This window comes from Acinetobacter sp. SH024, assembly GCF_000163635.1.
In the GTDB taxonomy this organism is placed as follows: domain Bacteria; phylum Pseudomonadota; class Gammaproteobacteria; order Pseudomonadales; family Moraxellaceae; genus Acinetobacter; species Acinetobacter pittii.
The window spans coordinates 710,296-737,018 of the sequence record NZ_GG753601.1 but is presented as its reverse complement, the minus strand read 5'-3'; the positions used below and the strand labels follow the sequence as shown (position 1 = coordinate 737,018).

Below are 26,723 nucleotides of genomic sequence, written 5' to 3'. Positions count from 1 at the left end.
TTTATTTTTCTTCTTTAATTTTAAATAGAACACTCATACCAACCTTTAAATCTTTGACAGGACTTTCAGGCACCAGATGTAATTTGAAGCTACGAATATCATAGCCTCCAGTTTGGCGAGTCGTTTTAATGGTGGCAAATTCACCTTCAGCATCTATATTCTTAATTTTAAAATTCACATTCTGATTAAGTGCTGGAATGAATCCTTCAAGGATTTTATTTTTATAAACAGAGGCATATTGATTTTCACCCACGTTTAAACTTACCCATAAATCATCATCTTCTAAAATGCTAACAACAGGCACACCCATAGCGACTAATTCAGAAGGCTTACCGTAAGTTTTTGAAACTGTACCCGAAATCGGAGAGAGTAAGCGTGTTTCTTCCTCTAAAGCTTTTGCTTCAGCTACCGCAGCTTTTGCAATTTCAACCTGTGCATCTGCTGTAGATTTTTGCTGGCTAGTGCTTCCACGTTTTGCACGAGCATATTGTTGATAAGAGGCTTCACTTAATTCTTGAGCAGAGGTCTGTGCTGCGAGCATTTCATCTCGTCTTTGACGTGAAATGACACCTTGTCTATATAAATTTTCACCACGTTGGTAAGTAGTTTTTGCAAGGTTTGCTTGTGCTTTCGTGCTTTGCCAGTTGGCATAAAGAGTATCGATATTTTCTTGTTGAGAACCTCGATCTACCGTAGATTGAAATGCTAAAGCCGATTGTAAGGTAGCCAAAGCTTGTTGCTTTTTAGCTTCTATTTCCGGACTAACCAAACGAACAAGGGGTTGGCCTTTGGAAATTTTCTGGCCTTCTTGTACATAAATTTCTTCAATACGACTCGGGACTTTTGTACTTACGTGAATAGTTTCAGCTTCAACACGGCCTTGTAGTTCAATAGGTTTCGGTTGATAGCTTTTCCACAAACCAAAAATAATTAAACCTAATAAGGCAATGATGATCAAACCAATAAACAGTTTAATTTTGGAATTTTTAGGAGGATTGGCGTCATTTTTATTTGTACTTGATTCTTGATGGTCACTAACTTGATCATCTTTTTTAACTTGGGTGGTTTCTGCTGTATCCGCAACAGGAGAATCTTGTTCTGAATGAGCTGAGTCTTGATTCATTTTATACTCCCCTTAACGAATATAGTCGGTATGTGGTTGATTAACGTAAGCTTTAAACTGGTCAATTGAGCCATGACTTTGCAGTAAAGTTGCGAGTGACATGACATATTTATAAGCATTTAAAGCCATTTCAGTTTTTAACGCACTTAATGCATTTTGTGCATCAATCACTTGGGTTGCTGTACCCATTCCTTCACGAAAAGAAAGTTCTTGAATACGTAGGTTTTCTTGAGCAGCATTTACGTTTCTTTGTAAAAGCTGATGACTTTGTTGAGCAGAGTTAAGCTCGTTATATGATTTATTCAAAAGTGCTTCAATCTCTTGTTTAGTTCGTTCAGTCATGAGCTCTGAAGCGTAACGCTTTAATTCGGCGGCGTGAATATTCTTATTTTTATCTATCCCAGAGAATAGGTTGTATTTTGCCATTACACCGACAATCCAGTTTTCATTTTCATCAAGCGCATATTCACCAAATGCAAATAGACTTGGTTTTTTTGCGGCTTGTTGAGCTTGAATATTGACATTAGCCAGTTGAGTATCCATCTGCATTTTTTGTACAAGGCTAGATTTTTGTGAATAACTGGTTAAAAGTGATTCTAGAGACTGGCTTGGAGTGTTATTTACAAATAAAGGTGTACTTAAATCTACATTATTTTGTTGATGTAAAAGGTTATTAAGGCTAAACCGGCTGGCGTTTAAGTTAGCTTGAGTATTTTGTAAAGTACGTTCTGCATTATTACGAGCGACTTCAAACTGCATGCGTTGCCCTTTACTAATAAATCCTTGTTGTTCCAGCTTTAGGGCATTGCTGTAATGTTTTTGCATCGCATTAAAGTTAAATAAGCTACTTGCGACCAGCTGCTGCTGTAATTGCACATTAAAGTAACTTTGTACTACTTCAAATCGCTGTATATCCTGCTGTTGTTGGCTTGAAAGCTCAGAGCGCTGTGCTTGTATATTAGCTATTTTTTTAGCGCTGCTGGTTAAGCCGCCTGTATAGAGTGGCATTACGACTGAAATCGAAGGGCGTACCACCTGATCTTCGATAGTCAGATTCGCATAATCAGGAAAGCGATTTATACCATCATGTATGGTTTGGTTTGCACCTTCTTGAACTTGTCCCAGCACATCTGATGGAATGACATTGCTCCACTGTGAAAGTTTGTCATTTAGTCCTTGGCTTAAATCATTTTCAAGTTTTTGTTTAAAAGCCCCAAGAGGTACATCTGTTTCACTATGAAAAGCGTAGGCTCTGACATTCAAATCAACTCTAGGTAATCCGAGGCCCTTTACTGCTTCAGCTTCTAATTGAGATGCTTGCTGTAATGCTTGGTTGGCTTGAGTACTGTATGAACTTTTTAAAGCTTGTTGTTCTGCTTCAGCATAACTTAAGCTTCCGGCATATAAATGATTAGTGAAAAAAAAGCCTAAAGCCAAAGCAAGATGTTTTGGTTTAAATGAAAATGGAAAAATAGAATGTCTATATCGGTGTGTTGGCATTTTAAATAACAATTTTTGGCATCCCTTATAGTTTAAATTTCTTGTTATTAAATTCAATTATCATCTTGTTTATTATACATTTGTATAAAAACATAGTGGTTTTTAGCTCCTTTAATTATTGAATTTACTAAGCCAATATTTTTTTGTAATAGCTATCAAGGTATGTGAAATTATAATCACAAGTCAAGTTGATCTTTTTGCTTAAAAATTTTTTTAAATGAGGAAGCTGATTATTAAAACTAAAGAAATAACGACAACAATAATTGAAAAAATAAAGCTAAATACAGTACAGCATTGAAATATTTACTTGAGAAGCTGCTGCAAGCTTAAGCAATCTGTGGTTAAATGCCATTTTTATTGTGTTTGACTTTATACAAGGGAAAAATCATGCGCGCGTACAATTTCTGTGCTGGTCCTGCTGCATTACCTACTGCCGTTTTAGAAAAAGCTCAACAAGAATTGTTGGATTGGCAGGGTAAAGGTCTATCCATCATGGAAATGAGTCACCGTAGTGCTGACTATGTTGCTGTGGCTGAAAAAGCTGAAGCAGATTTACGCAAGTTAATGAACATTCCAGAAAACTATAAAGTACTGTTTTTACAAGGCGGTGCGTCATTACAATTTTCTGCTATTCCTTTAAACCTTTTAGGTAAGAACAGTAAAGCCGATTATATTCACACCGGCATCTGGTCTGAAAAAGCGTTAAAAGAAGCAAAACGTTATGGCGATATTAATGTTGTAGAAGCTGGCATTAAAGTAGATGGCAAGTTCGCAATTTCTGAACAAAGCGAATGGAACTTATCTGATGATGCAGCATATGTACATTATGCGGATAATGAAACGATTGGCGGCTTACAGTTCGCAGGAATTCCTGAGGTAAAAGCGCCACTTGTTTGTGACTATTCATCAAGTATTTTATCTGCTCCATTAGATGTCACCAAGTTTGGTTTAATCTATGCTGGCGCACAAAAAAATATTGGTCCTGCTGGTTTAACAATTGTCATTATTCGTGATGACTTACTTGATCAAGCTAAACCAGAAATTCCAAGTATTTTAAAATATGGTGACCAAGCCAAAAATGGTTCTATGGTAAATACACCATCGACTTACGCTTGGTACTTGTCTGGTTTGGTATTTGAATGGTTGCTAGAGCAGGGTGGGGTAGAGGCTATTCATAAAGTGAACCTTGAAAAAGCTCAGTTGTTATATGGTTATATCGACTCAAGTGATTTCTACAATAACCCGATCGCAATTCCAAACCGTTCAATTATGAATGTACCGTTTACCTTGGCAGACGAAGCTTTAGAAAAGCAATTCTTAAAAGAAGCGGAAGCTAATCACTTGTTAAATTTAGCTGGCCACCGTTCTGTCGGCGGTATGCGTGCAAGTATTTATAATGCCGTACCATTAGAAGGCGTACAGGCTTTAATCAACTTTATGGATGATTTTGCAAAGCGTAATGGTTAAGCAAATCAAATAAATAAAGCCCTCAAATGAGGGCTTTATTTATTGAATAAGTTATAAATTAAAAAGGCACTAAACCAAACTGGTGCATGAATAGGGCAGCTAAGAACATACCCAAGACAAAAAAGCAAAACGCACCAGTATCGACCTTTACGCGCAGGCTACTGGATTGAATGAGGCTGGTAGTTTGTTCGGGTATAATCTTCATTCAATAACCTAATTATTAAAATATTAGTGAAATTCAATTAGTTTCACCCTTTTTAGCACAAATAGTCGCCTGAATCCAGATATTACCGCGAATATATTCACCAATATTAAAGTTTTTATACAAATCGTTTTTGGTCGCAATGCGCACTAATATGGCAGGAAGATCATCTTCTAAAACCAAAGTGACATCATAAAGGGTATATTCTGCCCCCATAAATGTCATAGAAGTTTTACCAACAATATTACCTTGGAACCATGCTTCATCTTCTTGACCAAGATTTTCGCCATATAAATAAGCGACCATTTTAGAAAAATCAACGGTTACAGGTTCTTGATCTTCTGGAGTTTTTGGTTGCCATTCATTAATGAGTTCCTGTAAGTTTTCAGGAGCAACACCATTATGTTCAGTTAAAATTGCATTTAATGCACGGTGATGTTTAATAGAAGCGGGGTCATCAACAATGATTTTTTCACCTGCTGGAACAGGTTCTAATTCATAAGCCCATGCATTAAATTGGACTTGATAGTTTTGATTTTTATCATATTGACAGTAGTTAACACTAAATAAATTATCAAATGCATAAACAGTTGTATTTTTATTTAATCTTAAACTTAACACGGCTTGTGTAGCAGAGTCGCAAGTAATGATGCGTTCAATTTTCGCATTATATTGATATGGACTTTCAAAACTTGGGAAGGCTGTTTTAAGCGCGCGAGGTTTTTGATTTTCAACAGCAATAATTTGATTGATGGTAACTTTTTGGTCTTGTGGACCTTGAATGAGCCAAAAAGATTGATCCATGTCTTCTTCATGTTCACACAAACCCATTGGCATTACAGGTGCATCAAGTGCCAGTCCTAACCATTTTGGTACATCTGTTTCGGGATGGGAGGTCAATAGATTCCAATGTTCTCCATGACTACCAAAATTTTGGTCATTTACTTTAATAACTTCTGGACTGTTTTGATTTTTCATAAGCACGATGCTGTTGGGTTCACATTACTTGTTATATTAAATCGAGGGTGTTTGCTATTTTTCAAGTCACCATATGTAAATTCTCTTGTAAAAGCGCGTATTTAGTCATTTAAGGGGAAGCAACGTTTCTATTTATAAGTTAAAAGTACGTTTAACTTATAAAAAATTTAAATGTTGAAATTAAAAATCAGTTTAATCGTTATTTTTACTCACCTTAGAAAAGCATCTGTTAGACTAATATTTTTAGTGGAAATAGAGAATAACGTGCTGCCATTTAAGCTATGGGTAGACGCAGACGCCTTACCGAAAATTTTACGTGAAGTGATTTTACGTGCATCAGATCGTTATCAATTAGAAGTCATTTTTGTAGCCAATCAAAATGTTGGGATTACGCCTTCTGTTCGTATTAAATCAATACAGGTTTTAAGTGGTGCCGATCAGGCAGATAAAGAAATAGTTGATCGTATGGTTGAAAATGACATTGTCATTACGCAGGATATTCCACTGGCAGCTCAGGTGATCGAGAAAGGTGGAGTTGCTATTCATCCCCGTGGTGAAGTCTATACAACGGCGAATGTTAAAGCGCGTTTACATCTACGTGATTTCATGGATACGCTCCGTGGTGCAGGTGTGCAAACTGGTGGACCGCCTCCTATTTCCGAACGAGATAAACGTGAATTTTCAAGTTCATTAGATCAAACGATTTTAAAGCAAAAACGTAAAACAGCTAAGTGAGCATCGCATGCCATCGCAAACCAATTTGGCTCTAACCTATGCCTTGTTAGTGTTTATCTGGGCAACAACTCCGTTGGCAATTGTCTGGAGTGTGTCTGATCTACATCTGATGTGGGCATTGTTATTACGCTTTTTTATTGCATTGCCTTTGGCTGTCATCATATTACTAATTTTGAGAACACCTTTTCCGACGCATCGACAAGCAGTTCATAGCTACATTGCTGGATCTTTTAGCTTAATTGGTTCTCAAATTTTCACTTATGCCGCAACCCAATATTTAAGTTCAGGTATGATTGCGCTTATGTTTGGCTTAGCACCGATTATGGCGGGGCTTATTGGTCGGTTTGCTTTTGGCCAACAACTTTATAAGCTGCAATGGTTGGGTATGGCAATTGCGGTCTGTGGGTTAGCTATTATTTGTCTGAGCGGTGCGAATCAGCATGTACACCCGTTTGGTATTGTTCTTATGCTGATCAGTGTATTTGTTTATTCATTTTCAATTTTCTGGGTCAAGAAAGTTAATGCACAGATCCAGCCGATGGCTCAGGCAACAGGCTCTATTTTAGTGTCTTCTATTTTTGCTAGTTGTTTTATTCCATTTATTTGGCAATATGCACCAACACATTTGCCAGAAGCCAAATCTTTATTTGCCTTAATTTATACGGTACTTATGGCATCACTCGTTGCCATGTTCTGTTATTTCAAACTTATACAAAATATTCAGGCAACAACTTTATCTTTAACAACGGTTATTACACCTATGTTAGCGATGATGATTGGGGCTGCTTTAAACCATGAGCAACTTTCAATTATGGTTTTTGTAGGCGCTTTCATTATCTTGTCTGGACTCTTTTTATATTTCTATAAAGACATTCAGGCAAACCGGAATTTTGCTCAACATATGAAGTCTAAATAGGAGAAGATTTGGGTAATTTGTTGAGCTTATTCATTAAATTGTTCTAATTCGTAGCGAAATGCACGATCAAATTGATCTCCCAACTTAACTAGTAGAAAATAGCGCAGCAATATAATATTAGGATTATTAAGGATAAGTCAGAACTTACTGATTTTTAAACCTTAATACAGCATCTAACGGTATGGCCAAATAGTAGATGTGGGTGCAATTTGCCATCAACATCTTATATTTTCCATCAATGACCTTGGATTTAGAAGGTATGTTTAAACCAATCTCACTGTATATAGGGTTGAGATATACTCGCGCAAGACGCAGTAATCATTTTATTTCTTTTATTGCATTGGTTTCGATGGTCGGTTTGACACTAGGTGTCGCTGTGCTGATTACAGTACTTTCTGTCATGAACGGTTTCGATCGCGAATTGAAAAACCGTGTGTTAGGAATGGTGCCGCAAGCAACAGTTTCATCTACACAAATCCTCACGGATTGGCCTGAACTCGTGAAGCGAGTTGAACATCATCCACATGTAACAGGGGTTGCACCTTTTACACAATTGCAAGGTATGTTAACTGCGCAAGGGCAAGTCGCTGGTATTATGGTGACGGGTATTGACCCAAAATATGAAAAGAATGTCTCTATTATTCAAAATCATATTGTTGCCGGGAGTTTAGATTCACTTAAAAAGGGTGAATTTGGTATTGTGCTTGGTAAAGATATGGCTGATTCATTGGGCTTACGTCTAAATGACAGCGTGACATTGGTTTTACCAGAAGCAACGCCATCTCCAGCAGGTGTTGTACCTCGTTTCAAGCGTTTTAAAGTGGTTGGTATTTTTAGTGTAGGCGCTGAAGTCGACTCTATGGTGGGTTATATCGCCCTATACGATGCTTCAACCTTATTACGCTTACCAGATGGTGCCCAAGGTGTCCGTTTAAAACTAGATGATATTTTTGCAGCGCCGCAAGTTGCTGACGACTTAGTAAAAAGTTTACCAAGCAATTTCTACGCGACGAACTGGACCTATACGCATGGTAATTTATTTAATGCCATTCAAATGGAAAAAACTCTAGTCGGTTTATTGCTTGTCCTTATTATTGTGGTTGCAGCATTTAATATTGTTTCATCATTGGTCATGGTGGTGACTGATAAAAAATCTGATATCGCAATTTTGCGTACATTAGGCGCTTCGCCATCGATGATCACTAAAATATTTATGGTTCAAGGTACCGTGATTGGGGTGATTGGTACAGTTGCAGGTACGGTTTTAGGTGTAATTTTAGCTTTAACCATTAGTGATATCATTTCATGGTTTAACAATGTGTTGGGCTTAAATCTATTTGATGCTTACTTTGTACATTACCTTCCTTCTTATTTAAGATGGCAAGATGTAACGATTATCGTGATTGTTTCTTTACTTTTAAGCTTCTTGGCGACTATTTATCCGGCACTTCGTGCTGCCAAAGTTCAACCTGCCGAGGCACTGCGCTATGAGTAAAATTGTTTTAGAAGCGAAAGAAATATATAAACATTTTGATGACGGTAAATCTAAAGTTGAAGTCATTAAAGGTCTTTCTTTACAAGTTGAAGCAGGGCAGTTTGTTTCGATTGTCGGTGCGAGTGGTTCAGGTAAAAGTACTTTGCTTCATGTACTAGGTGGTTTAGAGCAGCCAACTCAAGGGCAAGTATTTTTAAATGGTCAGCGTTTTGATAATTTAGGTGAAGCTGAACGTGGTTTTCAGCGTAACCAATACCTCGGTTTTGTTTATCAATTTCATCATCTATTACCTGAGTTTTCTGCGCTTGAAAATGTCGCGATGCCTTTAATGCTTCGTGCAGATAGCCAATTTAAATCGGTAAAAGCGCAAGCTGAATATTTACTTGATCGAGTTGGGTTGTCTCATCGTATGGATCATAAGCCAGGGGAGCTTTCGGGTGGTGAGCGCCAACGTGTGGCTTTAGCGCGTGCTTTAGTCACTAAACCTGCGGTTGTTCTGGCTGATGAACCTACAGGTAATTTAGATCGTAAAACAGCTCTAGGTATTTTTGAATTACTGACCGATCTTAAGAAAGAACTCAACATGGCAATGTTAATTGTGACCCATGATGAGCATTTAGCTCAGGCTGCTGATTCTATTTTGCACATGCAAGATGGACTCTGGGTGAGTGGTTCTTAAAAAATTGTCATTAAATCACATTGTTAAAGCCCACTTAGTTGGGCTTTAATTTTGCCCCTAAAAAGATAATGATATGACTTTGCATGTTAAAACTTATTTTAATGGGGTGGATTGGGGGTATTGCATTTATGGGGATAGATATCCCTTTAATAATGCAATATGGGTGGTTAGGTAAAGTCTTGCTTGTTATGGGTTTTATTTTTTATATTTTTAAGAGAAATATTTTCTTAAATCGCCCCATATTAAAAACCATTTACTGTCTAGTCTGTGCTATTAGTCTCTTTACTATAGGACATCAATATGCTCAGCATGCCTTAAATCAAAGATTAGAACTGCGACAAATGCAGCCTAAATCTTTAGATATTATTGTGTATGTCGACCGTATAAGTGACGAAAAAGAAGATAAGACACAGCAACCCGTTCAGGTATTAGGGCAGTCCTTACATCCCGTTAATTGGCTATTATATTTAAAAAATCAAAAAGTAAACTCAGCCATAGATGAGCCAAAATTAAAATTAGGTCATTATTATCGAATTTCTGGCAAAACCAAACCTGCTCATAGTTATGCAGTGGCTGGTGTTTTTGACCAAGAACAGTGGTTCATTCAACGAAATATAATGTCTGGTTTTAGTGTTCAGCATATTGAGCCTTTAAGCTCTGATGAAATTTATCAGTTGGGTTATCAACATCATTTAAAAGAGCAACAGAAATTCTTTAACAGACAAAAATTAAATGTAGAAAAGTTGCGCCTAACGTTTAGATTAATGTTAAAACAATCTACTTTGCAAAATAAAGGACTGTTATTAGCTTTATTAACAGGGGATGAAAGTCTCTTAAATGATGAGATTAAAAATCAATTTAAGGAATTAGGAATCTCTCATCTGTTAGCCATTTCAGGGCCTCATGTACTCATTTTTGCTATCATGTTGTCTTGGGTATTACATCAATTAATAAGACGTTATTATCCGCAGCTTTATTTGCATCAACCTAAACAAATTTGGACCATGATTCCATTATGTTTCGGTGTTTTAATTTATACGGCATTTGTTGGTTTTGAAATTCCCGCCTTAAGAACTTTACTCTCAGTATTTTTATTTGCTTTTTTGGTATTGATTAAAGTGGCTGTTAAACCATTTTCACTCTTGGTTTATAGCGCAAGTCTACTTTTACTTTTCGATCCCTTCAGTGCTTTATCCGCAGGTTTTTGGCTGTCTTATGGTTCTTGCTTTATTTTATTACGGATTTATCAAACTATAGAGCAGGCTCCAAATCTTGTTTCAACTAGTCTGTTATCTAGAATCATTCTTTTCAGTAAAATTTTAATTGAATCTCAAGGCAAAATATTTATTGCCTTATGTCCTCTAATGTTGATTTTCTTTCAACAGATTACATGGGTTGCTCCTTTTACAAATATTATTGCAGTTCCTTTACTCGGAGGAGTGATTGTTCCTTTAAATATTTTTGCAGCTTGTGTATGGCTTATTTTTAACTCATTCGGAAATTTACTTTTTCAAATTAGTGACGTCCTGATTAGTATAGTACTGTCATGTTTTAATCTTTTAGAAAAGTTATCTCTACCATTACAAGGTTTTAGCCTCACACCACTTGATTTAGTGTGCCTTAGCTTCGTTATTATTATCTTATTTTTACCGCGTGGGGTTTTACCCAAATCTTGGGGGCTAATATGCTGTTTACCCTTGATCATTCCAGATAAGTCGTCCCTGCAAATTCAATTAAATATTATAGATGTAGGACAGGGGCAATCTATATTCTTACAGCACCCGCAGCAGACATGGCTCATCGATACGGGTGGGTCTTATGACGAGAAAGCTTTTAGTATTGGTCGAAATGTGGTGATTCCATATTTACGCCAAAAGGGAATTAAACAACTGGATCACGTCGTACTATCTCATCTTGATCAAGATCATAGCGGAGCATTTCCTTCTATTGCTCAGACTTTTCCTATTAAACAAGTCATATCAAATGAATTATGGAAAGAGCAAATTACAGAACCATTTACTTATTGTCATCAAGGGCAAAAATGGCAATATCCACAATTAGATATTGAAATTCTTTGGCCTAAAGAAAAAGATTTAAACTTAGTTTCTACAAATCAAAATCAATATTCTTGTGTGATTTATATTCATTTAAAACAGATAAATGACTATCAAAATTATTTAATCATGGGCGATGCAGGGTTGGAAGCAGAATATCAACTCATGAAAGAATATCCTGATTTAAAGGTGGATGTCTTGGTATTAGGTCATCATGGAAGTAAACATAGTTCAGCTTACGACTTCTTAGCGACGTTAAACCCCAAGCTTGTTGTTGCTTCTGCTGGCTTTAATAATCGTTATGGTCATCCAAGCAAAGAGGTTTTAGCGAGAATACAAGAGCTTAATATTCCATTTAAAAGCACAGTTGAGCAAGGAACATTGAGTTTTGTATCTCGCAATCAAGAGATGGTTTTATACACTCGACGTTTCGAGCGTACTTGGCTTCACAGGAATTTGTGAAGCTTCTGCTTTAAGTCTATCTACAATTTGAAGTGCTTCATTCGGATCAATATTGTAAATATTATCTAAAGCGGGATTTGCTTTAAAACGTTTATAACTCCAGTGATAGTGTTCTGGATAATGTTGGATCAGTTGTTCAATGGCTTGATGAATAACAAAGGTTCCGTCATCGGCACTACCTTCGTAAATCTTCTCATCCATAGGCTCAATATGCATCGTAAAACCGTCGTGTTCATTACGAATCGCATAAAGAAATAATGCTTTGGCTTTTGTTTTTTGGATGAGCTTGGCACTTAAATTACTTGAGGCAAGTGGTACACCAAAATAATTGATCATATCCCCACCAACATTAGGTGTATGGTCGGGTAAAATTACAGTGGTTTCGCCTTGTTTGAGTGCTTTAAAAATTTGTCGAACACCAGTCTCATCGGTAGGTACCAAGTTGGCTTGTTCACGGCTACGTGCTTCTCGAACAAAACGGTCTGCATCTTCATTTTTTACAGGCTTGTATAAAATAGTCATAGAAGTGAACTGGGCACACCAAGCATTCATGATTTCCCATGTACCAAAATGTGGAACAATCAAAACCACACCTTTTTTTGCTGCTAGTGCTTCATGAAAGTAATGTTCACCCTCAATATGGTGAATACGTGAAATATTCTTACTATTTGATGAGCCCCAAATACTTAAAAACTCGAAGTATGAGGTTAACTCGTTACGAATAGCTTGTTGTGTAATATCTATTCGTTGCTGTGGTGTTAAGTGGGGAAGAGCAATTTGTAAGTTAAGTTCTATACTTTTTGATGTTCTAGTAATTTTTAAAGTATTGACTAACCCTGCCAACATACGGGCAATAAAACGTCCAAATTGAATGGGTTGACGGCTAAAAGTTTTGAGTAAGTAATAGTTCATGCTTTTTACATCTAGTTTGGTCATCTATCGCGGTAAAAAGGAGGCAACAAGTAAAAAAAGATAAAAATATTATAAATGAAATCATATAATTTAGACAGTTTTTATCAAATCAACGTATATAATGACATCATTTTAGATTGATTTGGATTGGAATTTTATGTCCGATTGGCCACCAAAACCACAAAATGAACCTATAATCCCTAAACAAAATGGACCAGAATGGCAAATTCTTGAGAAGGCTGTACTTGCTTCAGTAGAAGAGCAACGCCGTAGTCGTCGTTGGGGTATCTTCTTTAAAACATTAACTTTTATTTATCTATTATTCATTATTGTACTCATGGGCAAAGGCTGTTCAACCAGCAAAGAAGGCTCTGCTGTAAGTAGCAGTAGTGCTCATTTGGCAGTGGTGGATATTATTGGAACGATTGATGCTTCGAGTAATCAAGCGGTAAATAGTGAAGATACGAATAAAGCGCTTAAACGTGCTTTTGAAGCCTCAAATAGTAAGGCTGTTGCACTTAACATTAACTCACCTGGCGGTTCTCCAGTTCAGTCTGATGAAATCTGGCAGGAAATTCGTTATTTGAAAAAACAGCACCCTGATAAGAAAGTTTATGCCGTTATTGGTGATATGGGGGCATCGGGTACGTACTATATCGCTTCTGCTGCGGATGAGATTATTGTCAACCCATCAAGTTTAGTGGGCTCAATTGGTGTAATTATGCCTAACTATGGCATTACTGGTTTAGCTCAGAAGCTCGGTATTGAAGACCGCACTTTAACTGCCGGAACGAATAAAGACATTTTAAGTATGACAAAACCGATTGATCCTGTTCAAAAGCAACATATTCAATCTGTTCTTGATAATGTTCATACTCACTTTATTACCGCAGTGAAAGAAGGCCGTGGTAAGCGTTTGAAATCGAATGATCCAGCTATTTTTTCTGGCTTATTCTGGACGGGTGAACAAGCAATTCAATTAGGTGTTGCTGACCGTTCAGGTAATATTACGAGCTTGATGCGCGAACTAAACCTTGATAATAAAGTTGACTACACAATTGAGCGTAACCCACTACAATCCATTTTGGGTCGTATGGGGGCACAAATCGGGCAAGGAGTAAGTGAATCTATTGCTCAAGAGGTGCAGACTAGTCAAAGCGCAAAATTACAATAAATCTGTATTTTTAGGATAACGGTATGTCAATGAAACCGGTTATACACTTTGCACATGCCAATGGTGTGCCATCTATGGTGTATCAAAAATTGTTTGATCAATTAAAAGATGAGTATGACGTAATTTATGTTCCACTCATTGGTCCTGACAAACGTTATCCTGTGACTAACCATTGGCCTGCTTTGGTTGATCAAGTTATTGATAGTATTGTGCGTCAGGCGAAAGGACGTAAAGTCATCGGATTAGGCCATTCTCTTGGTTCGGTTTTAACATTGATGGCATCTTTTCGACGTCCTGAACTGTTTTCTCAAGTCATTATGTTAGATCCGCCTCTTATTTTAGGGCGATATTCATTTGCTTTTCATATGGCAAAATTATTTCGTCCTAAATTGGTTGATGCGATGACACCGGCGGGCTTATCTGCACGTCGTCGTGAACATTGGGAATCGAGAGAGCAGGCTGCTGAGTTACTTCGTCCTAAAGGATTTTATAAAGATTTTGATGAGGATTGTTTTCAGGCTTATATTGATTATGCTTTGAAAGAAGATTCGATTCGCGGTGGAGTAACTTTAACGATTTCTCGTGAAGATGAAGTTGCAATTTTCCGTAAAAATCCTTCTTGGTGGTGGCTGCCTATGCCAAAACCTAAGATGCCTGTGCATTTAGTGGTGGGTAAAGGAAGTGATTTCTTAAAAAGAGGCTTTCCTCAAATGGCAAAGCGAAAAATGGGAATCCCATTTACTGTGGTTGAAGGGGGCCATATGTTCCCTCTAGAGCATCCTATTGATACAGTAAATTCTATAAAGAAATTGATTCATCATTAATTAAATTAATTTAAAGCTTATAAAAAAAGGACATGCCAGCATGTCCTTTTTTTATTTTTGTTTGTTAGTAAAATACTTTACCAACTTGCAAAACGAATAGGGTCTTTTAGAACTTGATTACGGAAATAGGCTTGCCCATCTTTCCATGTAAGTTGACCGTTACACAGCCACTCTGCAACTTGTGGGTAGATAAAGTGCTCAAGTGTGTGCACTCGATCTGCTAATGAAGCGGCAGTATCATGTTCTTTAACTGATATAGCTGATTGGGCAATAGATTGACCAGAATCCAGTTCAGCAGTTACAAAGTGTACGGTACAACCATGTAAACGATCACCTGTGTTTAAAACACGTTGATGAGTATTCACACCTTTGTAAGCTGGAAGAAGCGAGGGATGTATATTCAGCATTTTCCCTTGCCATTTGTTGACAAAGGTTGGTGTTAAGATACGCATGAAGCCAGCTAAAATAACTACATCTACTTCCCAAGCTAAGAGTTGCTGATGCATTGCCTCATCAAAAACTTCGCGCGTTGGAAAGTCTTTATGGGAGATAACCGCCGTAGCAATATTGGCTTTTTGAGCACGCTCTAGGGCATAAGCATTTGCTTTATTAGACAGTACACCTACAATTTGCCCTGATAGATTTGCATCTATCAAGGCCTGTAAATTACTGCCATTCCCAGAGACTAGAACAGCAATTTTTATCATGCAAAGATCACACGAATTTTTTCGTCTGCACCTTCCACTGACTCAGAATTTTCTTGGATATGTCCAATTTTCCAAGCTTTTTCGCCTTGAGCATTAAGTAGTTCAATTGTTTTTTCAGCATCATTTGCATCAACAGCAATAACCATACCTACACCACAGTTAAATGTACGGTACATTTCAAAGCGTTCTACATTGCCTTCGCGTTGTAGAAGTTGGAACAATTCAGGCCATTCCCAAGAAGATTCATCAATAACCGCTTGAGCACCATTTGGCAATACACGAGGTAAGTTACCTGGTAAACCACCACCAGTAATGTGTGCCATAGCATGAACATCAACTTGTTTGCAGAGTTCAAGAACCGGTTTTACATAAATACGAGTTGGTTCCATTGCTACATCAGCAAGAGGACGACCATCAATCGTTTGAGTTAAATCAACGTTTTTAACGTCTAAAATTTTACGTAGTAATGAGTAACCATTCGAGTGAGCACCACTTGATGCAACACCGATAAGTACGTCACCAGACTTTACTTTAGAGCCATCAATAATTTTGCTTTGCTCAACAACACCAACTGCAAAACCAGCAAGATCGTAATCTTCACCTTCGTACATGCCTGGCATTTCCGCGGTTTCACCACCTACAAGTGCGCAACCTGCAAGCTCACAACCTTTACCAATACCAGTAACAACATTTGCAGCAACGTCAACATTTAAGTGACCAGTCGCGTAATAATCAAGGAAGAATAATGGTTCTGCGCCACAAACTAAAAGGTCGTTTACGCACATAGCCACAAGGTCTTGGCCGATTGTGTCATGACGATTGAGATTAAGGGCCAAACGTAATTTAGTTCCTACACCATCGGTTCCAGAAACTAAAACAGGCTCTTCATAACCTTTAGGAATTTTGCATAGTGCACCAAAGCCACCAAGCCCGCCCATTACTTCAGGACGACTTGTACGTTTAGCGACTGACTTGATACGATCGACCAGTGCGTCGCCCGCTTCAATGTCGACACCCGCATCTTTGTAGCTTAAACCGGTATTTGGGGTAGAAGTTGAGTTGCTCATAAATGAAGTCTCCGCATTGGCGGCAGATTATAACCTGAATATACGAAACTCTTATGTTATTTATGCTCGAAAATGCTATCTTTAATAAAAATATTTTTTCATTTATAACGATTAAATCAAAAAAGGCTAGATTTTATGCAAGATCGTATACTGCGCCGTATTTTTTTACTCGCAGGTATTGTATTGCTGGTATGGGTGTTGTACTTACTCAAGCCTGTAGTCATTCCTTTTATCGGTGCTTTTTTCCTGGCTTATTTATTCAGTCCACTTGTTGATGTGCTGGTAAAAATGAAATTGCCTCGCTGGTTAGCAATTAGCGTGGTATTCGTCGGAATAGGTGTAACCTTAACTATTGCACTCTGGTATTTAGTTCCACTGATTTGGAAACAATTAGTTTATGCCCGAGATAGTATTCCAGCAGGTATTCACTGGATTAATGCTACCTTTTTACCTTGGGTGTCTTCGACATTTAATGTCCAGCAAATGGAAATTGACACAGAGCAGTTGTCTAAAGCTGTCATGGAATATGTCCAAACAAACTATAGCGCAGACAGCATTCAGGCAGTGTTATTAAAACTGGCTCAATCTGGTTTGAATTTTATTCAGATTGGTGGAACAGTGGTTTTAATTCCAATCATTGCTTTCTATTTCTTGCTTGATTGGGAACGTATGTTACAAAACTTACGCCGTCTCATCCCACGTCCATATGAAGCAACTACTTTACAGATCGTTGGTGAATGCCATAGCGTTTTAGGGGCATTTGTTAAAGGTCAGTTTCTTGTCATGCTATTGCTTGGCGTAGTGTATGCAGTTGGTTTACAGCTCATCGGTTTGGAAGTTGGCCTGATTATTGGTATGGTGGCAGGGCTTGCTAGTATTATTCCTTATTTAGGTTTTGCCGTAGGTATTATTGCCGCTGTTATTGCCAGCCTGTTCCAGTTTGGCTTGGATTGGATGCATCTATTACTGGTTGGTATCGTCTTTATGATTGGTCAAGCGGTAGAAGGCTATATCTTACAGCCATTCCTACTGGGTGATAAAATTGGCTTATCTCCTGTAGCAGTTGTTTTTGCAGTATTGGCAGGTGCACAACTTGCAGGTTTCTTGGGAATGTTAATTGCATTGCCTGTTGCTGCGGTTATTGTAGTGTTGTTGAAGCATTTAAGAGAGAATTACGAAAGAAGCTCACTTTACGCTCCACCATCTACATTAGTGATCCAACATGGCGATATTGAGCAAATTCATGTACAAACCGAAAGCACTAAGCTTGATCTTGAAGTTAAAACACAGCAAGATACAGATGAACTAAAATCTCCTAACCAGAAATAATTTCAAGGTTAATTCAATATATGCGTCAACTCCAACTGGATATAGAACCTCAACTTGATGCCCGAATCAGTGATTTTTCGGGACCGGGTTGGGGGCATGTAGTCGATGCCGTGCGTCAACTACATGCTGGTCTGGTGAGTAGGTTCTATATTTACGGTGGAGCGGGGACGGGGAAGAGTCATTTACTTTCTGCAATTTGTGATTCTTATTTAGAAATAGGCAAATCTGCTATTAAAGTATCTTTGCTCGAACTGCTTGATGCACCTATTGAGGCAATTACCTCTTTAGAACATTATGATCTTGTTGCTTTGGATGATATTGAATCGATTAGTGGTGTGCCTCACTGGCAGAAAGCTGTTTTTCATTTAATGAATAATCACGAAGGACAACTGGTGTTTTCGTCGCGTGTAGCACCGATTGAATTAAAGCTGGAATTACCAGACCTACAATCACGACTTACACAAGCCGTTAGTGTAAAAGTGCCAAGTGGAAGTCTATATGCAGACCGCTATGCCTTGGTGACATCTGTAATGGCTAGACGGGGTATTCACTTTGACCAACAAATTGTTGATTACTTATTATTACATGGTCCTCACCAAGCATCTCTTTTACTGCAAACTGTTGCTCAGTTAGAAAAACTACTCAAAGGTGAAAAAACAAAACTTTCTAATGCGACTTTAAGACAAATTTATGCTTTGATTGATGAGTATCAACAGTAGAGTTTCTAGCTTAAATTTGCTGTTTTGCTTAAATTAAACTCATACAATTTAAAAAATGGCTTTCCCTACATAAGTTTTTTTCATTTCAGAAAAGCTATATTTATAACTTATAAATTCTTTTTTAATTTTTTAATACGACAATTTTTTGTATTTAAAAAACTTTTTTAGGTCTACGAAGCTTTTTGTAATCTAGCTCAAAAATGACTCTACAGACCGACCAAAATGTCTTGAGAAATTCTACTTCCTGTGACAAAGTACGCACAAAGGATGCGATTGCAAAAGCGGAAATTTTGCAATATTGACAAAGAAAAATGAAAAAAGATGTAAGGAGATGGGTATGCTCAAACGGAGCATTGCTTTTGCTTTATTGGCTGCTGCTGGACACGCTTATTCTGCCGATATTCAAGTCACAACTACAACTGATGAAGACGTCGATAACACGGTCTGTTCATTACGCGAGGCTGTCGAACTTTTAAATAAACTTAATTCAAGCGATTCTAAGGTTGTTGCGTCTGTAAAAGATGGTTATCGTGGCTGTGCTAGTGGTGACTCAAATAATATTATTTTGCAAAGAGATAAAGAGTACACACTTAATGAAAAAATAAAGATAACAGCTCCTCTGACAATTAGTACTGCTAAAAATGATTCTACGCTAGTTGATACCGATCAACCAGGTTCGCATAACGCTACAATAAAAATGATTGGTACTGATCAGTTATTTAAAATTGATGATGAAAGTATTGAAAAAGCATCAATTTCTGTTTCGCTAACTGATCTTAATTTACAAGGTGCGGGTTTAAAATTTAAAGCCGTCACTGGTGGTTTGATTGATAATCATGAAATATTGAAAATTCAAAACTCTCGTTTAATTGATGGATACGCAGCTCAAGGGGGAGCAATTTATAATAGAGGATTGGTCACGAAAAGTGGCCAGACCTATGGGTTCGTCACAATTACCAATACTCTTATTCAAAATAATAAAGCAACACAAGGTGGAGTAATTTATAGTGAGCAGCCTTTGTATTTGATCACGCAGTCTGTGATTCGAGACAATGAAGTTAGTTCTGCTGCTGGATCACTTTTCTTCAGTGCAAATAAATTTGATGATGAAAGTACAGGGGGATATTTAAGCCAGCGTTCTACCGGTCTGAGTAACAGTACTTTTTTTCATAATAAAGTAGGTTTTATTGCAAATGTTCAAGATGGGATGTTTGTTAATAACATTACGATGATTAAAAATGATAAAGGATTATTTCTAGATGCTCCCCAAGGTAATGCTTCTATTTCAAATAGTGTTTTAGTTGGAAATACGATCAACTGCCAGGCTACTAGTGCCGATAAAGCAATTATACAAAGTAATTTGGTGACAACAGAATGTAATAGAAATGCGACCTCTAAGCTCCCTAATATTCTTTATCCTGCTAATGAAAAATTAATAGCAGGTAGTACAGATGAGGGAGTATGCGATGTAACAGCGAAAGAAGGTTTATTTTGTCCTTTTAACACTCCTAAAGATAGTTTTTTAGGTTTTTTTAAGCCTCGACTTTTAGAAAGTTATAATACTTTAGCTGACTCCTTAATTATTAATAAAGGTCGTTTATATAGTGACGGCACTTCAGTCGGATTAGCAAGCTGTGAAAGTGTTGATCAACGTGGGAAAAAACGTAGCGGTTATGATGAGCTATGTGATCTTGGCGCGATTGAATATATTTTAGATACTGAGATATCCTCAGTAGGTCAAGATATTAGATATGGCCAAGTTGCAAAATTTAATATTCTTGGTTCTCTAAGTGAAGCAGATTTAGTGACTCCAGCTACGTGTAAGCGATTGTTTGGCGAGCGAGCTGATGGAAAAGAATGGCAACCGGGATGCCTTAGAATTAAACAAAGTACAGACACACCAGTTTCTAAAGGCAGTATAACTTTAGATCAAAATGGAAATGTAATTTATACGCCAAATGGGAACTGGCATGGCGCGGATATTTTTAGTATTCAGGTTGTTACGAGTGTGTCTCGATTTAATGAAGGCGTAGAGTTTCAATATATCACTATCCCGACAAGAATTGTTCAGGATCCTTTATCTGGAATTGAAGACAAATCTGTCAGTACCGGAGGTGGAGGTAGTGTTGGTGGGGCCTTTATTTTAGGTTTATTAGGTTTAATTGCTTTACGCCGTTTCAAGTCATAATCAGGGATGAGACTATGAAAAATTATAAGAAGGCATTATTAGCGTTAGCTGTGCTTGCAAATATGCCACTTTTTGCTGATACCACAAATAAAAGAATTGAGGTCACAACTTTTGCTGATGAAGATGGTGAAAATACGAACGCATGTTCATTAAGAGAAGCTATTAAAGTTGCAGAAACTCGTAAATCCGCTTATGGGTGTACTGTATTTAGCCTCGATACTGATCAGGTAATTCAGTTAAAAGCTGGAACTTATACTTTAAATAAAGAATTGGTGCCCAATGCTAATATTTCTATTTATGGCTATGGTGAACGTGAAGAAGATAAAATTTGGTCAGAAAAGAATGTTTTAACAAATGACTATCCTGCTCTACCAGAACTTAAAACACGTATTAATGCTGCGGGCAAGTCGCGTATATTTAACACAGCGGAAAATCAAAAAGCTCTATTCCTGCAAAATATTATTATAGAAAATGGTATAGCTTCAAATCAAGGTGGGGCTATTTATGCGGGTGGTAATGTTACATTATTAAATTCTCAAATTTTAAACTCTCAAGCTCCAAAAGGTGGAGCTGTTTTTCTTGGTGGTAGCGGAGTAAATTTATCAATAACTCATTCCCTCTTGCAAGGCAATCAAGCAAGTACTGGTAGCGTGTTAGCTATGAGTTGTAAAAATGGTACTGAGTATGCCAAACGAGAGGTTACTCTTACATCCTCAAGTATTATCAAGAATGGTTCGAGCAATTCTGCTAGTACATTTGAATTTTGTGGCGAGCCGAAAGCTACTTTTACAATTAATACAATTGCTCAAAATATTGCCAGCACTCTAAATGGGGTTATTTTAAAATTTACAGGAGATGCGATTCCTGGTAATACAACAAATCCATCAACTATTTTAAGTGGTGGAAGTAGTTTAAAGCTACAAAATAACACTATTGTTGAAAATAACGCACATACAACTTTCCTATATGACAGTTTAGGTGGGAAAGAATTGAATTTTAATATAATTGGATACAATCCAGTTGGATATGCTTGTCGATATTTAGCAGGCTCAGCAGCTGATTTGAAGAACTCAGGTCTTAGATTATCTTTTAATGCACTAAATTTAAGTAATAATACTGATAAATGTGATTTACCAACAGAGGTACTTTCGTCAGCTAATAAGACAATTGATATTTCAGGTGTTCCATTTAACTCTTTACTTGAGCGCCATGAAAAAGCTGAAGCAGTAACTGGTTTTTTACCACTTTATTTTCCATTGGTAGCTGCTGGAAAAGAAGATTTAATAGATGTAGACCCTGAGGGTAAAGCTATATGCGCTGATATAGATCAACGTGGTTTAGCTCGACTCCCAACTAATAAACTATATTATCAGCCCGATAACATTGCTCGTAATAGCTGTGATATAGGTTCAGTAGAACTAATGAAATTAACTGCTGGTGATTTAAGAGGTTTAGGCAACAGCTCTCTCACTACTTTACTTGAGGGATACCAAACCCAGTATGATACTGCAGAAAAAAATCTCACTAATCCACTTTATTCATATTTGTGGAATGTCTTAAAAATAGATTTGGCAAATTATAAAAATCTTCTTGATCAAACTAAAGCAAATGCAAAATACCGAGCGATCTATATTGATTTGAAGGCAAATGGCTTACCTTTGCCAAATGAAGATAGTAGCCATCTTCTAAAGTTTTTTAATAGTACGGACTATAATATTAGTCTTGAATCTGTTGGAACAGGATTGATAGATGACAAAGTTGCAAGCACGGAAAAAGACGATAAACTTTTTTGTGAGTGGAATAGTGCTTTACAGCAAATTATATTCTATCGATCGGATGATATTACTACTCAAGCTGGTGACTACAACTATTGTAAATATACGATTAGTAGTAAAGATGGTTCTACTCAATCATCTGGTCTTTTAGAAGCACGATTTGATAATGTTGCACCTGTAGCAAGTGATAGTAAAGTTGTATTCCAATATTTAGCAAATGAAATAATTCCATTAAATTTACTTAAATACGCAAATGATGATGGAGATGGTCCAGCTAATACACTTATTACAAAGCCTAATAAACCTCAGTTTGCAGACTTGCCTATATATTTGCCAAGTAAAACTTCAAAAGATGGAATTTTTACAGTAGTTAAGGCAGATAGAGAAGGCCCTTGTCCAGGTGAAGATAAGGATAATACTTGTTATGGTGGTAATATTTATATTCAAGCTAAAAATAGTTTTAATAACTTCAATGATACATTAACTTATTACGTATATGATGCTGATAATAAAATTTCAAATGCAGGTACTATCAGTTTAGTGAGTAGTAATACTACTGCTGGAGGTGGTAATAGTGGAGGCGGTGGTGGCAGCTTGGGAATTTTATCTTTAGCATCGTTACTTGGTTTAGCAGCTTATAGACGCTACCGTAAATAAACGATATAAAATAAAAAAGCCTCCAATTGGAGGCTTTTTTATAAGAAATGAAATCAAAATAATTGAGTGATTAGATTTCACCTATTTAATCACTAAACAATAAATTAGTGCTCTAAATACTTATTCATGTATTCTTCACGAATTGCTGTTCTTTCTTCACCATTCGCTTTAAGCATCCGCTCACGTAAGTCTTTTCGCTCTTGCGTACTCATTTTTTGCCATGCTTCACGCATTTTTTGTTTTTCAGCTTCAGGAAGTTGAGTAAACCAGTCCATACGTTGCTGTAAGTTGGTGCTTTGATTCGCTGGTAGCTCTTTTAAACTCTGGTAACGTTTAATGACTGCACGTTGCTCTTCTTCGGAAAGGGCATCCCATGTGTCATCCACTTGTGCATTGGCATCTTTAGAAAAAATCCAAAAGCGTTCAAAACCTGCAAAACTTGTCTGCAAGAAACTTAATGAACACAGGATAAGCGCTAACTTTTTAGCTGCCATGTTGTACTTTATCCTCACCCAACACCATTAACATCTCTAAATCTTCCACCATTTGTGGAGATAATTTAGGATTAACGATCACTTGATTTTGTGGCTTATCCACAATCTCGACTGAGTTAGGCAGAATAACAAAACCTGTAATTGCTGCGGCAAGTGCGAAACCAGTCATTTTCCAGACACTATAATAAGAGGCTGGTTTTTGTTGAATATGGTCAAGCACATGATTCATGACCACTGTTTTATTTTTATGGTGATCTGCCAAACTATCAAGTTTGGATGTCACCTTTTTAGTGAAATCATCATGATTCATCAGAACCTCCCAAGGGATTTAAATGTGCCAAGTATTCTCTAAGTCCCTGAATTGCTCGGTGATAATGGGTTTTCACACTACCTTCGGTACAGTTCATGATCTGAGCTGTTGTATGGGTGTCAAACCCTTCCCACGCACGTAACATAAATGCCTGTTGTTGACGAACAGGTAGTTTTTCAATTGCTTCCCGAATTTCCTCTATCGTTACTGCTTGATCGAGAAAATCTGCAGGATTAATAGCTTTTTCATCAACTACATCGATAACTTCGTCGTCGTCATTATCCAGACTAACTTTTTTGAAGAATGAAAATGGGTTTGCTCTACGAGCTTCTTTGCGGCGCCAATCTTGAAGTTTGTTATTCAAAATAGTGTAGAACAGGGGATACCATTCTTCAGTACTTTTATCGGCATAAGATTTGTGTAAAGCAATAAATGCTTCTTGAACCAAATCCATCGCAATACCTTGTTGACCTTGGGTAGCACTCTCCATCATTACCAAAGCACGACCAGTAACATCTTGCATGAAAACTTTCAGGCGTTGCTCAGCCGTGCTGGCATGAGCACTAGATGTTTCCGATCGAGACTTTTTCGGTGCTAAATCCATGGAGATGGAAAATCCTGTCATTGGACATACCCACCTTATCTTCAATATATCTCTCATATAACGTTGAAAAGAGGTGGGAGGTTGACAACAATCGGTTATTTTTTACTAGTGTAATTGATTTTTTTCACAAATATGTGCGATGTAAAATAAATTAACGTTTTATTGGCGTTGGCGAACCATCTCAAAAAAACAAATAGATCCTGCAATTGCCACGTTTAATGACTCTTGTCCACCCGGTTGAGGAATAGTCACTGATTGTGCGTGATCTAACGCGTAATCGCTTGCACCTTGACCTTCATTTCCTAAAATCCACACACACGGTTTAGATAGGTCTTTTGAGTAAAGACTGGTTGAGCGATGAGAGCTAGTAACAAAAACCGGGATTTGAAATTTTGGAAGGATATCTGTCAGCTGGAAGTTTTCAAAACAATGTAAGCTAAAATGAGCGCCCATACCTGCTCTTAAAACTCGTGGTGACCAAAGTGATGCAGAGCCTTGTGTGCAAATGATTTGTTTAATATTTGCTGCTGCTGCTGAACGTAGAAGTGTACCTACGTTACCCGGATCTTGAATATTTTCTAGAATTAAGGTGTCTACATTGTAGTCGATAGTTGATGCAGTTTTAGGTAAATCAATAATCGCTAAACAAGGTAAGCTTGTACCTAATGTGCTCAAATCTCTATATAAAACTTCACTAATAACAAAAATATGGCCTTGATGTAGCTCTGTTATTTTCTTTAAATCTTCGTGTTCTAATGCTTGTTCTGTCGTGAATAAAGAAAAAATCTTCTTTTGCTGTTGTAACCACGCCAAACAAAGATGTGTGCCTTCAAGAACGGTTTGTTGGTGCTTTTTTCGGGCGTTACTGAGTTCGATTAATCCACGCAAATGTTTAATTTTTGCATTGTCTTTTGATTCTAAAAAAATAACCGCCATAAGAAAATATCCAACAAAAGGGCACCATCATACTATGATGCCCTAAGTAATTAAAATTATTAGTGGTAGCTTGTTACGCGTTCAACTTCATTTTTAGAACCGATAATCACAGGTACACGTTGGTGAAGTTCTGTAGGTTCAATCTCTAGAATGCGTACACGGCCAGTAGTTGATGCACCACCTGCTTGTTCAATGAGCATACTCATTGGGTTCGCTTCATACATTAAACGTAAACGACCTGCTTTTTTCGGATCTTTTAAGTCGTATGGGTAAAGGAAAATACCACTACGACATAAAATACGGTGAATATCACCCACCATACATGCTACCCAGCGCATATTGAAATCTTTTTCACGAACAGATGTCTTGCCTGCGAGTAATTCATCAATATATTGTTTTACTGGTTGTTCCCAATGACGCTGGTTAGATGCATTAATAGCGAATTCTTGAGTGTCTGCTGGAACTTGTACATTCTCATTAGTAAGCAAGAAGGTTTGAGTTTCTGGATCTAAAGTAAAGAATGCTACGCCATTTCCTACAGTTAAAGCCATCATAGTTGATGGGCCATAAAGTACATAACCAGCAGCAACTTGCTGTGTACCAGCTTGCATGAAATCGTTTGCTTGTGTTACTGCATTTTTTGCAGGCAAAATAGAGAAAATCGTACCTACACACATATTGATATCAATATTGCTTGAGCCGTCTAATGGATCAAATAAAACGAGGTATTTACCATTTTCTTGTGCAGGTGTGAACTCATCAAGCTCTTCAGAAGCGAGACCGCCTACGTGCGGGTGTACTTTTAAAGCATCAATTAAGTAGTCATTCGAAATCACATCAAGTTTTTTCTGTGTTTCACCTTGAACATTTTCATTGCCAGCACTACCTAAAATACCAGCCAGAGCACCTTTTTGTAATGCTTGGTCGATTGTTTTACAGGTCGTGGCAATAGTATCGATGACTTGAGCCAACTCAGGTGTTAGATTCCCTTTTTGTTGTTGTAAAAATTGGGACAGAGTGAGGTTGGACATAAAAAAACGCTCCTGTGCTTCAAGCATCAAAATGAGTCAGATAAATACGTGGCATATTCTAGATGAGAATGTCACAAAATAAAAATTATCTTACTTTATTTGTGTTGGATTTATGCTTACAAGCCCCAATTAAAATGGTATGTTGATTGCATTACAAAGGATTGTATATTTTTAGGAGAATCGAAATGACAACAAAGAAGTTTGATGCGACCCCCACGGCAGGTGAACCAATCAATCTAGATGAAATTTCGAAAGAAAATGTTCAGGAAGCTTGGAAAGATTATGAGGCAAAACCTGAATATAAAGATTTTAATAAGCATGATTTGATTGAGTCCATGCAACATCCTGAAGAAGAAAAGAAATCTTCTTAAGAATAAAAAAACGC

Annotated in this window: 24 protein-coding genes and 1 pseudogene; 13 read left to right on the top strand and 12 right to left on the bottom strand. The window is 37.3% G+C overall.

The window, feature by feature from the left end; all coding sequences use genetic code 11:
- Position 1: 1 nt before the first annotated feature.
- Together HMPREF0013_RS16025 and HMPREF0013_RS16020 are read right to left on the bottom strand one after the other, a co-directional pair.
- Positions 2 to 1,123 carry an HlyD family secretion protein gene (locus HMPREF0013_RS16025; protein WP_002118647.1) on the bottom strand — a complete coding sequence of 374 codons (1,122 nt, stop codon included), beginning with the start codon at positions 1,121 to 1,123 and terminating at the stop codon, positions 2 to 4.
- Between the two features lie 12 nt (positions 1,124 to 1,135).
- Positions 1,136 to 2,623, bottom strand: a complete 1,488-nt coding sequence (locus HMPREF0013_RS16020; RefSeq protein WP_005073068.1) for a TolC family protein — start codon at positions 2,621 to 2,623, stop codon at positions 1,136 to 1,138.
- A gap of 387 nt (positions 2,624 to 3,010) precedes the next feature.
- On the opposite strand from HMPREF0013_RS16020, the gene serC reads away from it, so the two are divergent.
- Positions 3,011 to 4,090 carry a 3-phosphoserine/phosphohydroxythreonine transaminase gene (gene serC, locus HMPREF0013_RS16015; protein ID WP_002118825.1) on the top strand — a complete coding sequence of 360 codons (1,080 nt, stop codon included), beginning with the start codon at positions 3,011 to 3,013 and terminating at the stop codon, positions 4,088 to 4,090.
- Between the two features lie 238 nt (positions 4,091 to 4,328).
- Here serC and HMPREF0013_RS16010 read toward each other — a convergent pair whose 3' ends face one another.
- The gene (locus HMPREF0013_RS16010) at positions 4,329 to 5,270 is read right to left on the bottom strand and encodes a hypothetical protein (RefSeq protein WP_002118998.1); all 942 of its coding nucleotides are present in this window, start codon (positions 5,268 to 5,270) and stop codon (positions 4,329 to 4,331) included.
- Positions 5,271 to 5,516: 246 nt separating this feature from the next.
- Here HMPREF0013_RS16010 and HMPREF0013_RS16005 point away from each other — a divergent pair, with 246 nt between their 5' ends.
- Together HMPREF0013_RS16005 and HMPREF0013_RS16000 are read left to right on the top strand one after the other, a co-directional pair.
- The gene (locus HMPREF0013_RS16005) at positions 5,517 to 6,005 is read left to right on the top strand and encodes a YaiI/YqxD family protein (protein ID WP_078210287.1); all 489 of its coding nucleotides are present in this window, start codon (positions 5,517 to 5,519) and stop codon (positions 6,003 to 6,005) included.
- 7 nt (positions 6,006 to 6,012) lie between these two features.
- Positions 6,013 to 6,921 (top strand): DMT family transporter, encoded by a 909-nt coding sequence (locus tag HMPREF0013_RS16000; protein WP_002118971.1) that lies wholly within the window; start codon positions 6,013 to 6,015, stop codon positions 6,919 to 6,921.
- A gap of 29 nt (positions 6,922 to 6,950) precedes the next feature.
- Here HMPREF0013_RS16000 and HMPREF0013_RS25340 read toward each other — a convergent pair.
- Positions 6,951 to 7,052 (bottom strand): annotated as a pseudogene (locus tag HMPREF0013_RS25340) (PilZ domain-containing protein); the annotation flags it as partial.
- Between the two features lie 128 nt (positions 7,053 to 7,180).
- Between HMPREF0013_RS25340 and HMPREF0013_RS15995 the strand changes: the two are divergent.
- The 3 genes from HMPREF0013_RS15995 (at position 7,181) to HMPREF0013_RS15985 (ending at position 11,611) form a co-directional block, all read left to right on the top strand.
- Positions 7,181 to 8,416, top strand: a complete 1,236-nt coding sequence (locus HMPREF0013_RS15995; RefSeq protein WP_004790618.1) for a lipoprotein-releasing ABC transporter permease subunit — start codon at positions 7,181 to 7,183, stop codon at positions 8,414 to 8,416.
- Entirely contained in the window at positions 8,409 to 9,095 is a 687-nt protein-coding gene (gene lolD, locus HMPREF0013_RS15990; RefSeq protein ID WP_002118798.1) for a lipoprotein-releasing ABC transporter ATP-binding protein LolD, read from the top strand. Before HMPREF0013_RS15995 ends, lolD begins: the two co-directional genes overlap by 8 nt.
- An 83-nt stretch (positions 9,096 to 9,178) precedes the next feature.
- On the top strand, positions 9,179 to 11,611 hold the full coding sequence (locus tag HMPREF0013_RS15985; protein ID WP_002118905.1) for a DNA internalization-related competence protein ComEC/Rec2: 2,433 nt from the start codon (positions 9,179 to 9,181) through the stop codon (positions 11,609 to 11,611).
- On the opposite strand, the gene HMPREF0013_RS15980 is transcribed toward HMPREF0013_RS15985, so the two are convergent.
- Entirely contained in the window at positions 11,564 to 12,547 is a 984-nt protein-coding gene (locus HMPREF0013_RS15980; protein WP_002118440.1) for a lysophospholipid acyltransferase family protein, read from the bottom strand. The genes HMPREF0013_RS15985 and HMPREF0013_RS15980 overlap by 48 nt on opposite strands.
- Before the next feature lie 133 nt (positions 12,548 to 12,680).
- Here HMPREF0013_RS15980 and sppA point away from each other — a divergent pair, with 133 nt between their 5' ends.
- A complete protein-coding gene (gene sppA, locus HMPREF0013_RS15975) occupies positions 12,681 to 13,697 on the top strand; it encodes a signal peptide peptidase SppA (RefSeq protein ID WP_005803853.1) in 1,017 nt (338 codons plus the stop codon).
- A 23-nt stretch (positions 13,698 to 13,720) separates the two neighbouring features.
- The gene (locus HMPREF0013_RS15970; RefSeq protein ID WP_002118584.1) at positions 13,721 to 14,521 is read left to right on the top strand and encodes an alpha/beta fold hydrolase; all 801 of its coding nucleotides are present in this window, start codon (positions 13,721 to 13,723) and stop codon (positions 14,519 to 14,521) included.
- 77 nt (positions 14,522 to 14,598) lie between these two features.
- On the opposite strand, the gene purN is transcribed toward HMPREF0013_RS15970, so the two are convergent.
- Together purN and purM are read right to left on the bottom strand one after the other, a co-directional pair.
- Positions 14,599 to 15,228, bottom strand: a complete 630-nt coding sequence (gene purN / locus HMPREF0013_RS0105500; protein WP_002118669.1) for a phosphoribosylglycinamide formyltransferase — start codon at positions 15,226 to 15,228, stop codon at positions 14,599 to 14,601.
- Positions 15,225 to 16,295 carry a phosphoribosylformylglycinamidine cyclo-ligase gene (purM, locus tag HMPREF0013_RS0105495; protein WP_002118876.1) on the bottom strand — a complete coding sequence of 357 codons (1,071 nt, stop codon included), beginning with the start codon at positions 16,293 to 16,295 and terminating at the stop codon, positions 15,225 to 15,227. The genes purN and purM overlap by 4 nt, the downstream gene beginning before the upstream one ends.
- Before the next feature lie 135 nt (positions 16,296 to 16,430).
- Here purM and cxpE point away from each other — a divergent pair, with 135 nt between their 5' ends.
- The 4 genes from cxpE (at position 16,431) to HMPREF0013_RS15950 (ending at position 22,963) form a co-directional block, all read left to right on the top strand.
- Entirely contained in the window at positions 16,431 to 17,624 is a 1,194-nt protein-coding gene (gene cxpE, locus HMPREF0013_RS15965; protein WP_002118385.1) for a chloramphenicol efflux transporter CxpE, read from the top strand.
- Positions 17,625 to 17,644: 20 nt separating this feature from the next.
- Complete coding sequence (gene hda / locus HMPREF0013_RS15960; protein WP_002118656.1) at positions 17,645 to 18,343, top strand: DnaA regulatory inactivator Hda; 699 nt, start codon at positions 17,645 to 17,647, stop codon at positions 18,341 to 18,343.
- A 337-nt stretch (positions 18,344 to 18,680) separates the two neighbouring features.
- On the top strand, positions 18,681 to 20,531 hold the full coding sequence (rbtA, locus tag HMPREF0013_RS15955) for a rhombotarget A (protein ID WP_002118838.1): 1,851 nt from the start codon (positions 18,681 to 18,683) through the stop codon (positions 20,529 to 20,531).
- A 14-nt stretch (positions 20,532 to 20,545) separates the two neighbouring features.
- Positions 20,546 to 22,963, top strand: coding sequence for a CSLREA domain-containing protein (locus tag HMPREF0013_RS15950; RefSeq protein WP_002118805.1), 2,418 nt, complete (start codon positions 20,546 to 20,548; stop codon positions 22,961 to 22,963).
- A gap of 104 nt (positions 22,964 to 23,067) precedes the next feature.
- On the opposite strand, the gene HMPREF0013_RS15945 is transcribed toward HMPREF0013_RS15950, so the two are convergent.
- From HMPREF0013_RS15945 to HMPREF0013_RS15925, 5 genes are all read right to left on the bottom strand, one after another.
- Complete coding sequence (locus tag HMPREF0013_RS15945) at positions 23,068 to 23,457, bottom strand: DUF3106 domain-containing protein (protein WP_002118619.1); 390 nt, start codon at positions 23,455 to 23,457, stop codon at positions 23,068 to 23,070.
- Positions 23,447 to 23,767 (bottom strand): hypothetical protein, encoded by a 321-nt coding sequence (locus HMPREF0013_RS15940; RefSeq protein WP_002118556.1) that lies wholly within the window; start codon positions 23,765 to 23,767, stop codon positions 23,447 to 23,449. The genes HMPREF0013_RS15945 and HMPREF0013_RS15940 overlap by 11 nt, the downstream gene beginning before the upstream one ends.
- Positions 23,757 to 24,371, bottom strand: coding sequence for an RNA polymerase sigma factor (locus tag HMPREF0013_RS15935; protein ID WP_002118814.1), 615 nt, complete (start codon positions 24,369 to 24,371; stop codon positions 23,757 to 23,759). The genes HMPREF0013_RS15940 and HMPREF0013_RS15935 overlap by 11 nt, the downstream gene beginning before the upstream one ends.
- A 159-nt stretch (positions 24,372 to 24,530) precedes the next feature.
- Positions 24,531 to 25,307, bottom strand: a complete 777-nt coding sequence (locus HMPREF0013_RS15930; RefSeq protein ID WP_002118372.1) for a TrmH family RNA methyltransferase — start codon at positions 25,305 to 25,307, stop codon at positions 24,531 to 24,533.
- Positions 25,308 to 25,366: 59 nt separating this feature from the next.
- Entirely contained in the window at positions 25,367 to 26,338 is a 972-nt protein-coding gene (locus tag HMPREF0013_RS15925; RefSeq protein ID WP_002118934.1) for a class 1 fructose-bisphosphatase, read from the bottom strand.
- A 185-nt stretch (positions 26,339 to 26,523) separates the two neighbouring features.
- On the opposite strand from HMPREF0013_RS15925, the gene HMPREF0013_RS15920 reads away from it, so the two are divergent.
- Positions 26,524 to 26,709, top strand: a complete 186-nt coding sequence (locus HMPREF0013_RS15920; protein WP_002118730.1) for an NF038105 family protein — start codon at positions 26,524 to 26,526, stop codon at positions 26,707 to 26,709.
- Positions 26,710 to 26,723 lie beyond the last annotated feature (14 nt).

What these genes read in the sequence shown, in the direction of transcription:
- HMPREF0013_RS16025 (WP_002118647.1), bottom strand. Translation starts at nt 1,123, where the DNA reads ATGAATCAAGACTCAGCTCATTCAGAACAAGATTCTCCTGTTGCGGAT.
- HMPREF0013_RS16020 (WP_005073068.1), bottom strand. Translation starts at nt 2,623, where the DNA reads ATGCCAACACACCGATATAGACATTCTATTTTTCCATTTTCATTTAAA.
- serC (WP_002118825.1), top strand. Translation starts at nt 3,011, where the DNA reads ATGCGCGCGTACAATTTCTGTGCTGGTCCTGCTGCATTACCTACTGCC.
- HMPREF0013_RS16010 (WP_002118998.1), bottom strand. Translation starts at nt 5,270, where the DNA reads ATGAAAAATCAAAACAGTCCAGAAGTTATTAAAGTAAATGACCAAAAT.
- HMPREF0013_RS16000 (WP_002118971.1), top strand. Translation starts at nt 6,013, where the DNA reads ATGCCATCGCAAACCAATTTGGCTCTAACCTATGCCTTGTTAGTGTTT.
- HMPREF0013_RS15995 (WP_004790618.1), top strand. Translation starts at nt 7,181, where the DNA reads ATGTTTAAACCAATCTCACTGTATATAGGGTTGAGATATACTCGCGCA.
- lolD (WP_002118798.1), top strand. Translation starts at nt 8,409, where the DNA reads ATGAGTAAAATTGTTTTAGAAGCGAAAGAAATATATAAACATTTTGAT.
- HMPREF0013_RS15985 (WP_002118905.1), top strand. Translation starts at nt 9,179, where the DNA reads ATGTTAAAACTTATTTTAATGGGGTGGATTGGGGGTATTGCATTTATG.
- HMPREF0013_RS15980 (WP_002118440.1), bottom strand. Translation starts at nt 12,547, where the DNA reads ATGACCAAACTAGATGTAAAAAGCATGAACTATTACTTACTCAAAACT.
- sppA (WP_005803853.1), top strand. Translation starts at nt 12,681, where the DNA reads ATGTCCGATTGGCCACCAAAACCACAAAATGAACCTATAATCCCTAAA.
- HMPREF0013_RS15970 (WP_002118584.1), top strand. Translation starts at nt 13,721, where the DNA reads ATGTCAATGAAACCGGTTATACACTTTGCACATGCCAATGGTGTGCCA.
- purN (WP_002118669.1), bottom strand. Translation starts at nt 15,228, where the DNA reads ATGATAAAAATTGCTGTTCTAGTCTCTGGGAATGGCAGTAATTTACAG.
- purM (WP_002118876.1), bottom strand. Translation starts at nt 16,295, where the DNA reads ATGAGCAACTCAACTTCTACCCCAAATACCGGTTTAAGCTACAAAGAT.
- cxpE (WP_002118385.1), top strand. Translation starts at nt 16,431, where the DNA reads ATGCAAGATCGTATACTGCGCCGTATTTTTTTACTCGCAGGTATTGTA.
- hda (WP_002118656.1), top strand. Translation starts at nt 17,645, where the DNA reads ATGCGTCAACTCCAACTGGATATAGAACCTCAACTTGATGCCCGAATC.
- rbtA (WP_002118838.1), top strand. Translation starts at nt 18,681, where the DNA reads ATGCTCAAACGGAGCATTGCTTTTGCTTTATTGGCTGCTGCTGGACAC.
- HMPREF0013_RS15950 (WP_002118805.1), top strand. Translation starts at nt 20,546, where the DNA reads ATGAAAAATTATAAGAAGGCATTATTAGCGTTAGCTGTGCTTGCAAAT.
- HMPREF0013_RS15945 (WP_002118619.1), bottom strand. Translation starts at nt 23,457, where the DNA reads ATGGCAGCTAAAAAGTTAGCGCTTATCCTGTGTTCATTAAGTTTCTTG.
- HMPREF0013_RS15940 (WP_002118556.1), bottom strand. Translation starts at nt 23,767, where the DNA reads ATGAATCATGATGATTTCACTAAAAAGGTGACATCCAAACTTGATAGT.
- HMPREF0013_RS15935 (WP_002118814.1), bottom strand. Translation starts at nt 24,371, where the DNA reads ATGGATTTAGCACCGAAAAAGTCTCGATCGGAAACATCTAGTGCTCAT.
- HMPREF0013_RS15930 (WP_002118372.1), bottom strand. Translation starts at nt 25,307, where the DNA reads ATGGCGGTTATTTTTTTAGAATCAAAAGACAATGCAAAAATTAAACAT.
- HMPREF0013_RS15925 (WP_002118934.1), bottom strand. Translation starts at nt 26,338, where the DNA reads ATGTCCAACCTCACTCTGTCCCAATTTTTACAACAACAAAAAGGGAAT.
- HMPREF0013_RS15920 (WP_002118730.1), top strand. Translation starts at nt 26,524, where the DNA reads ATGACAACAAAGAAGTTTGATGCGACCCCCACGGCAGGTGAACCAATC.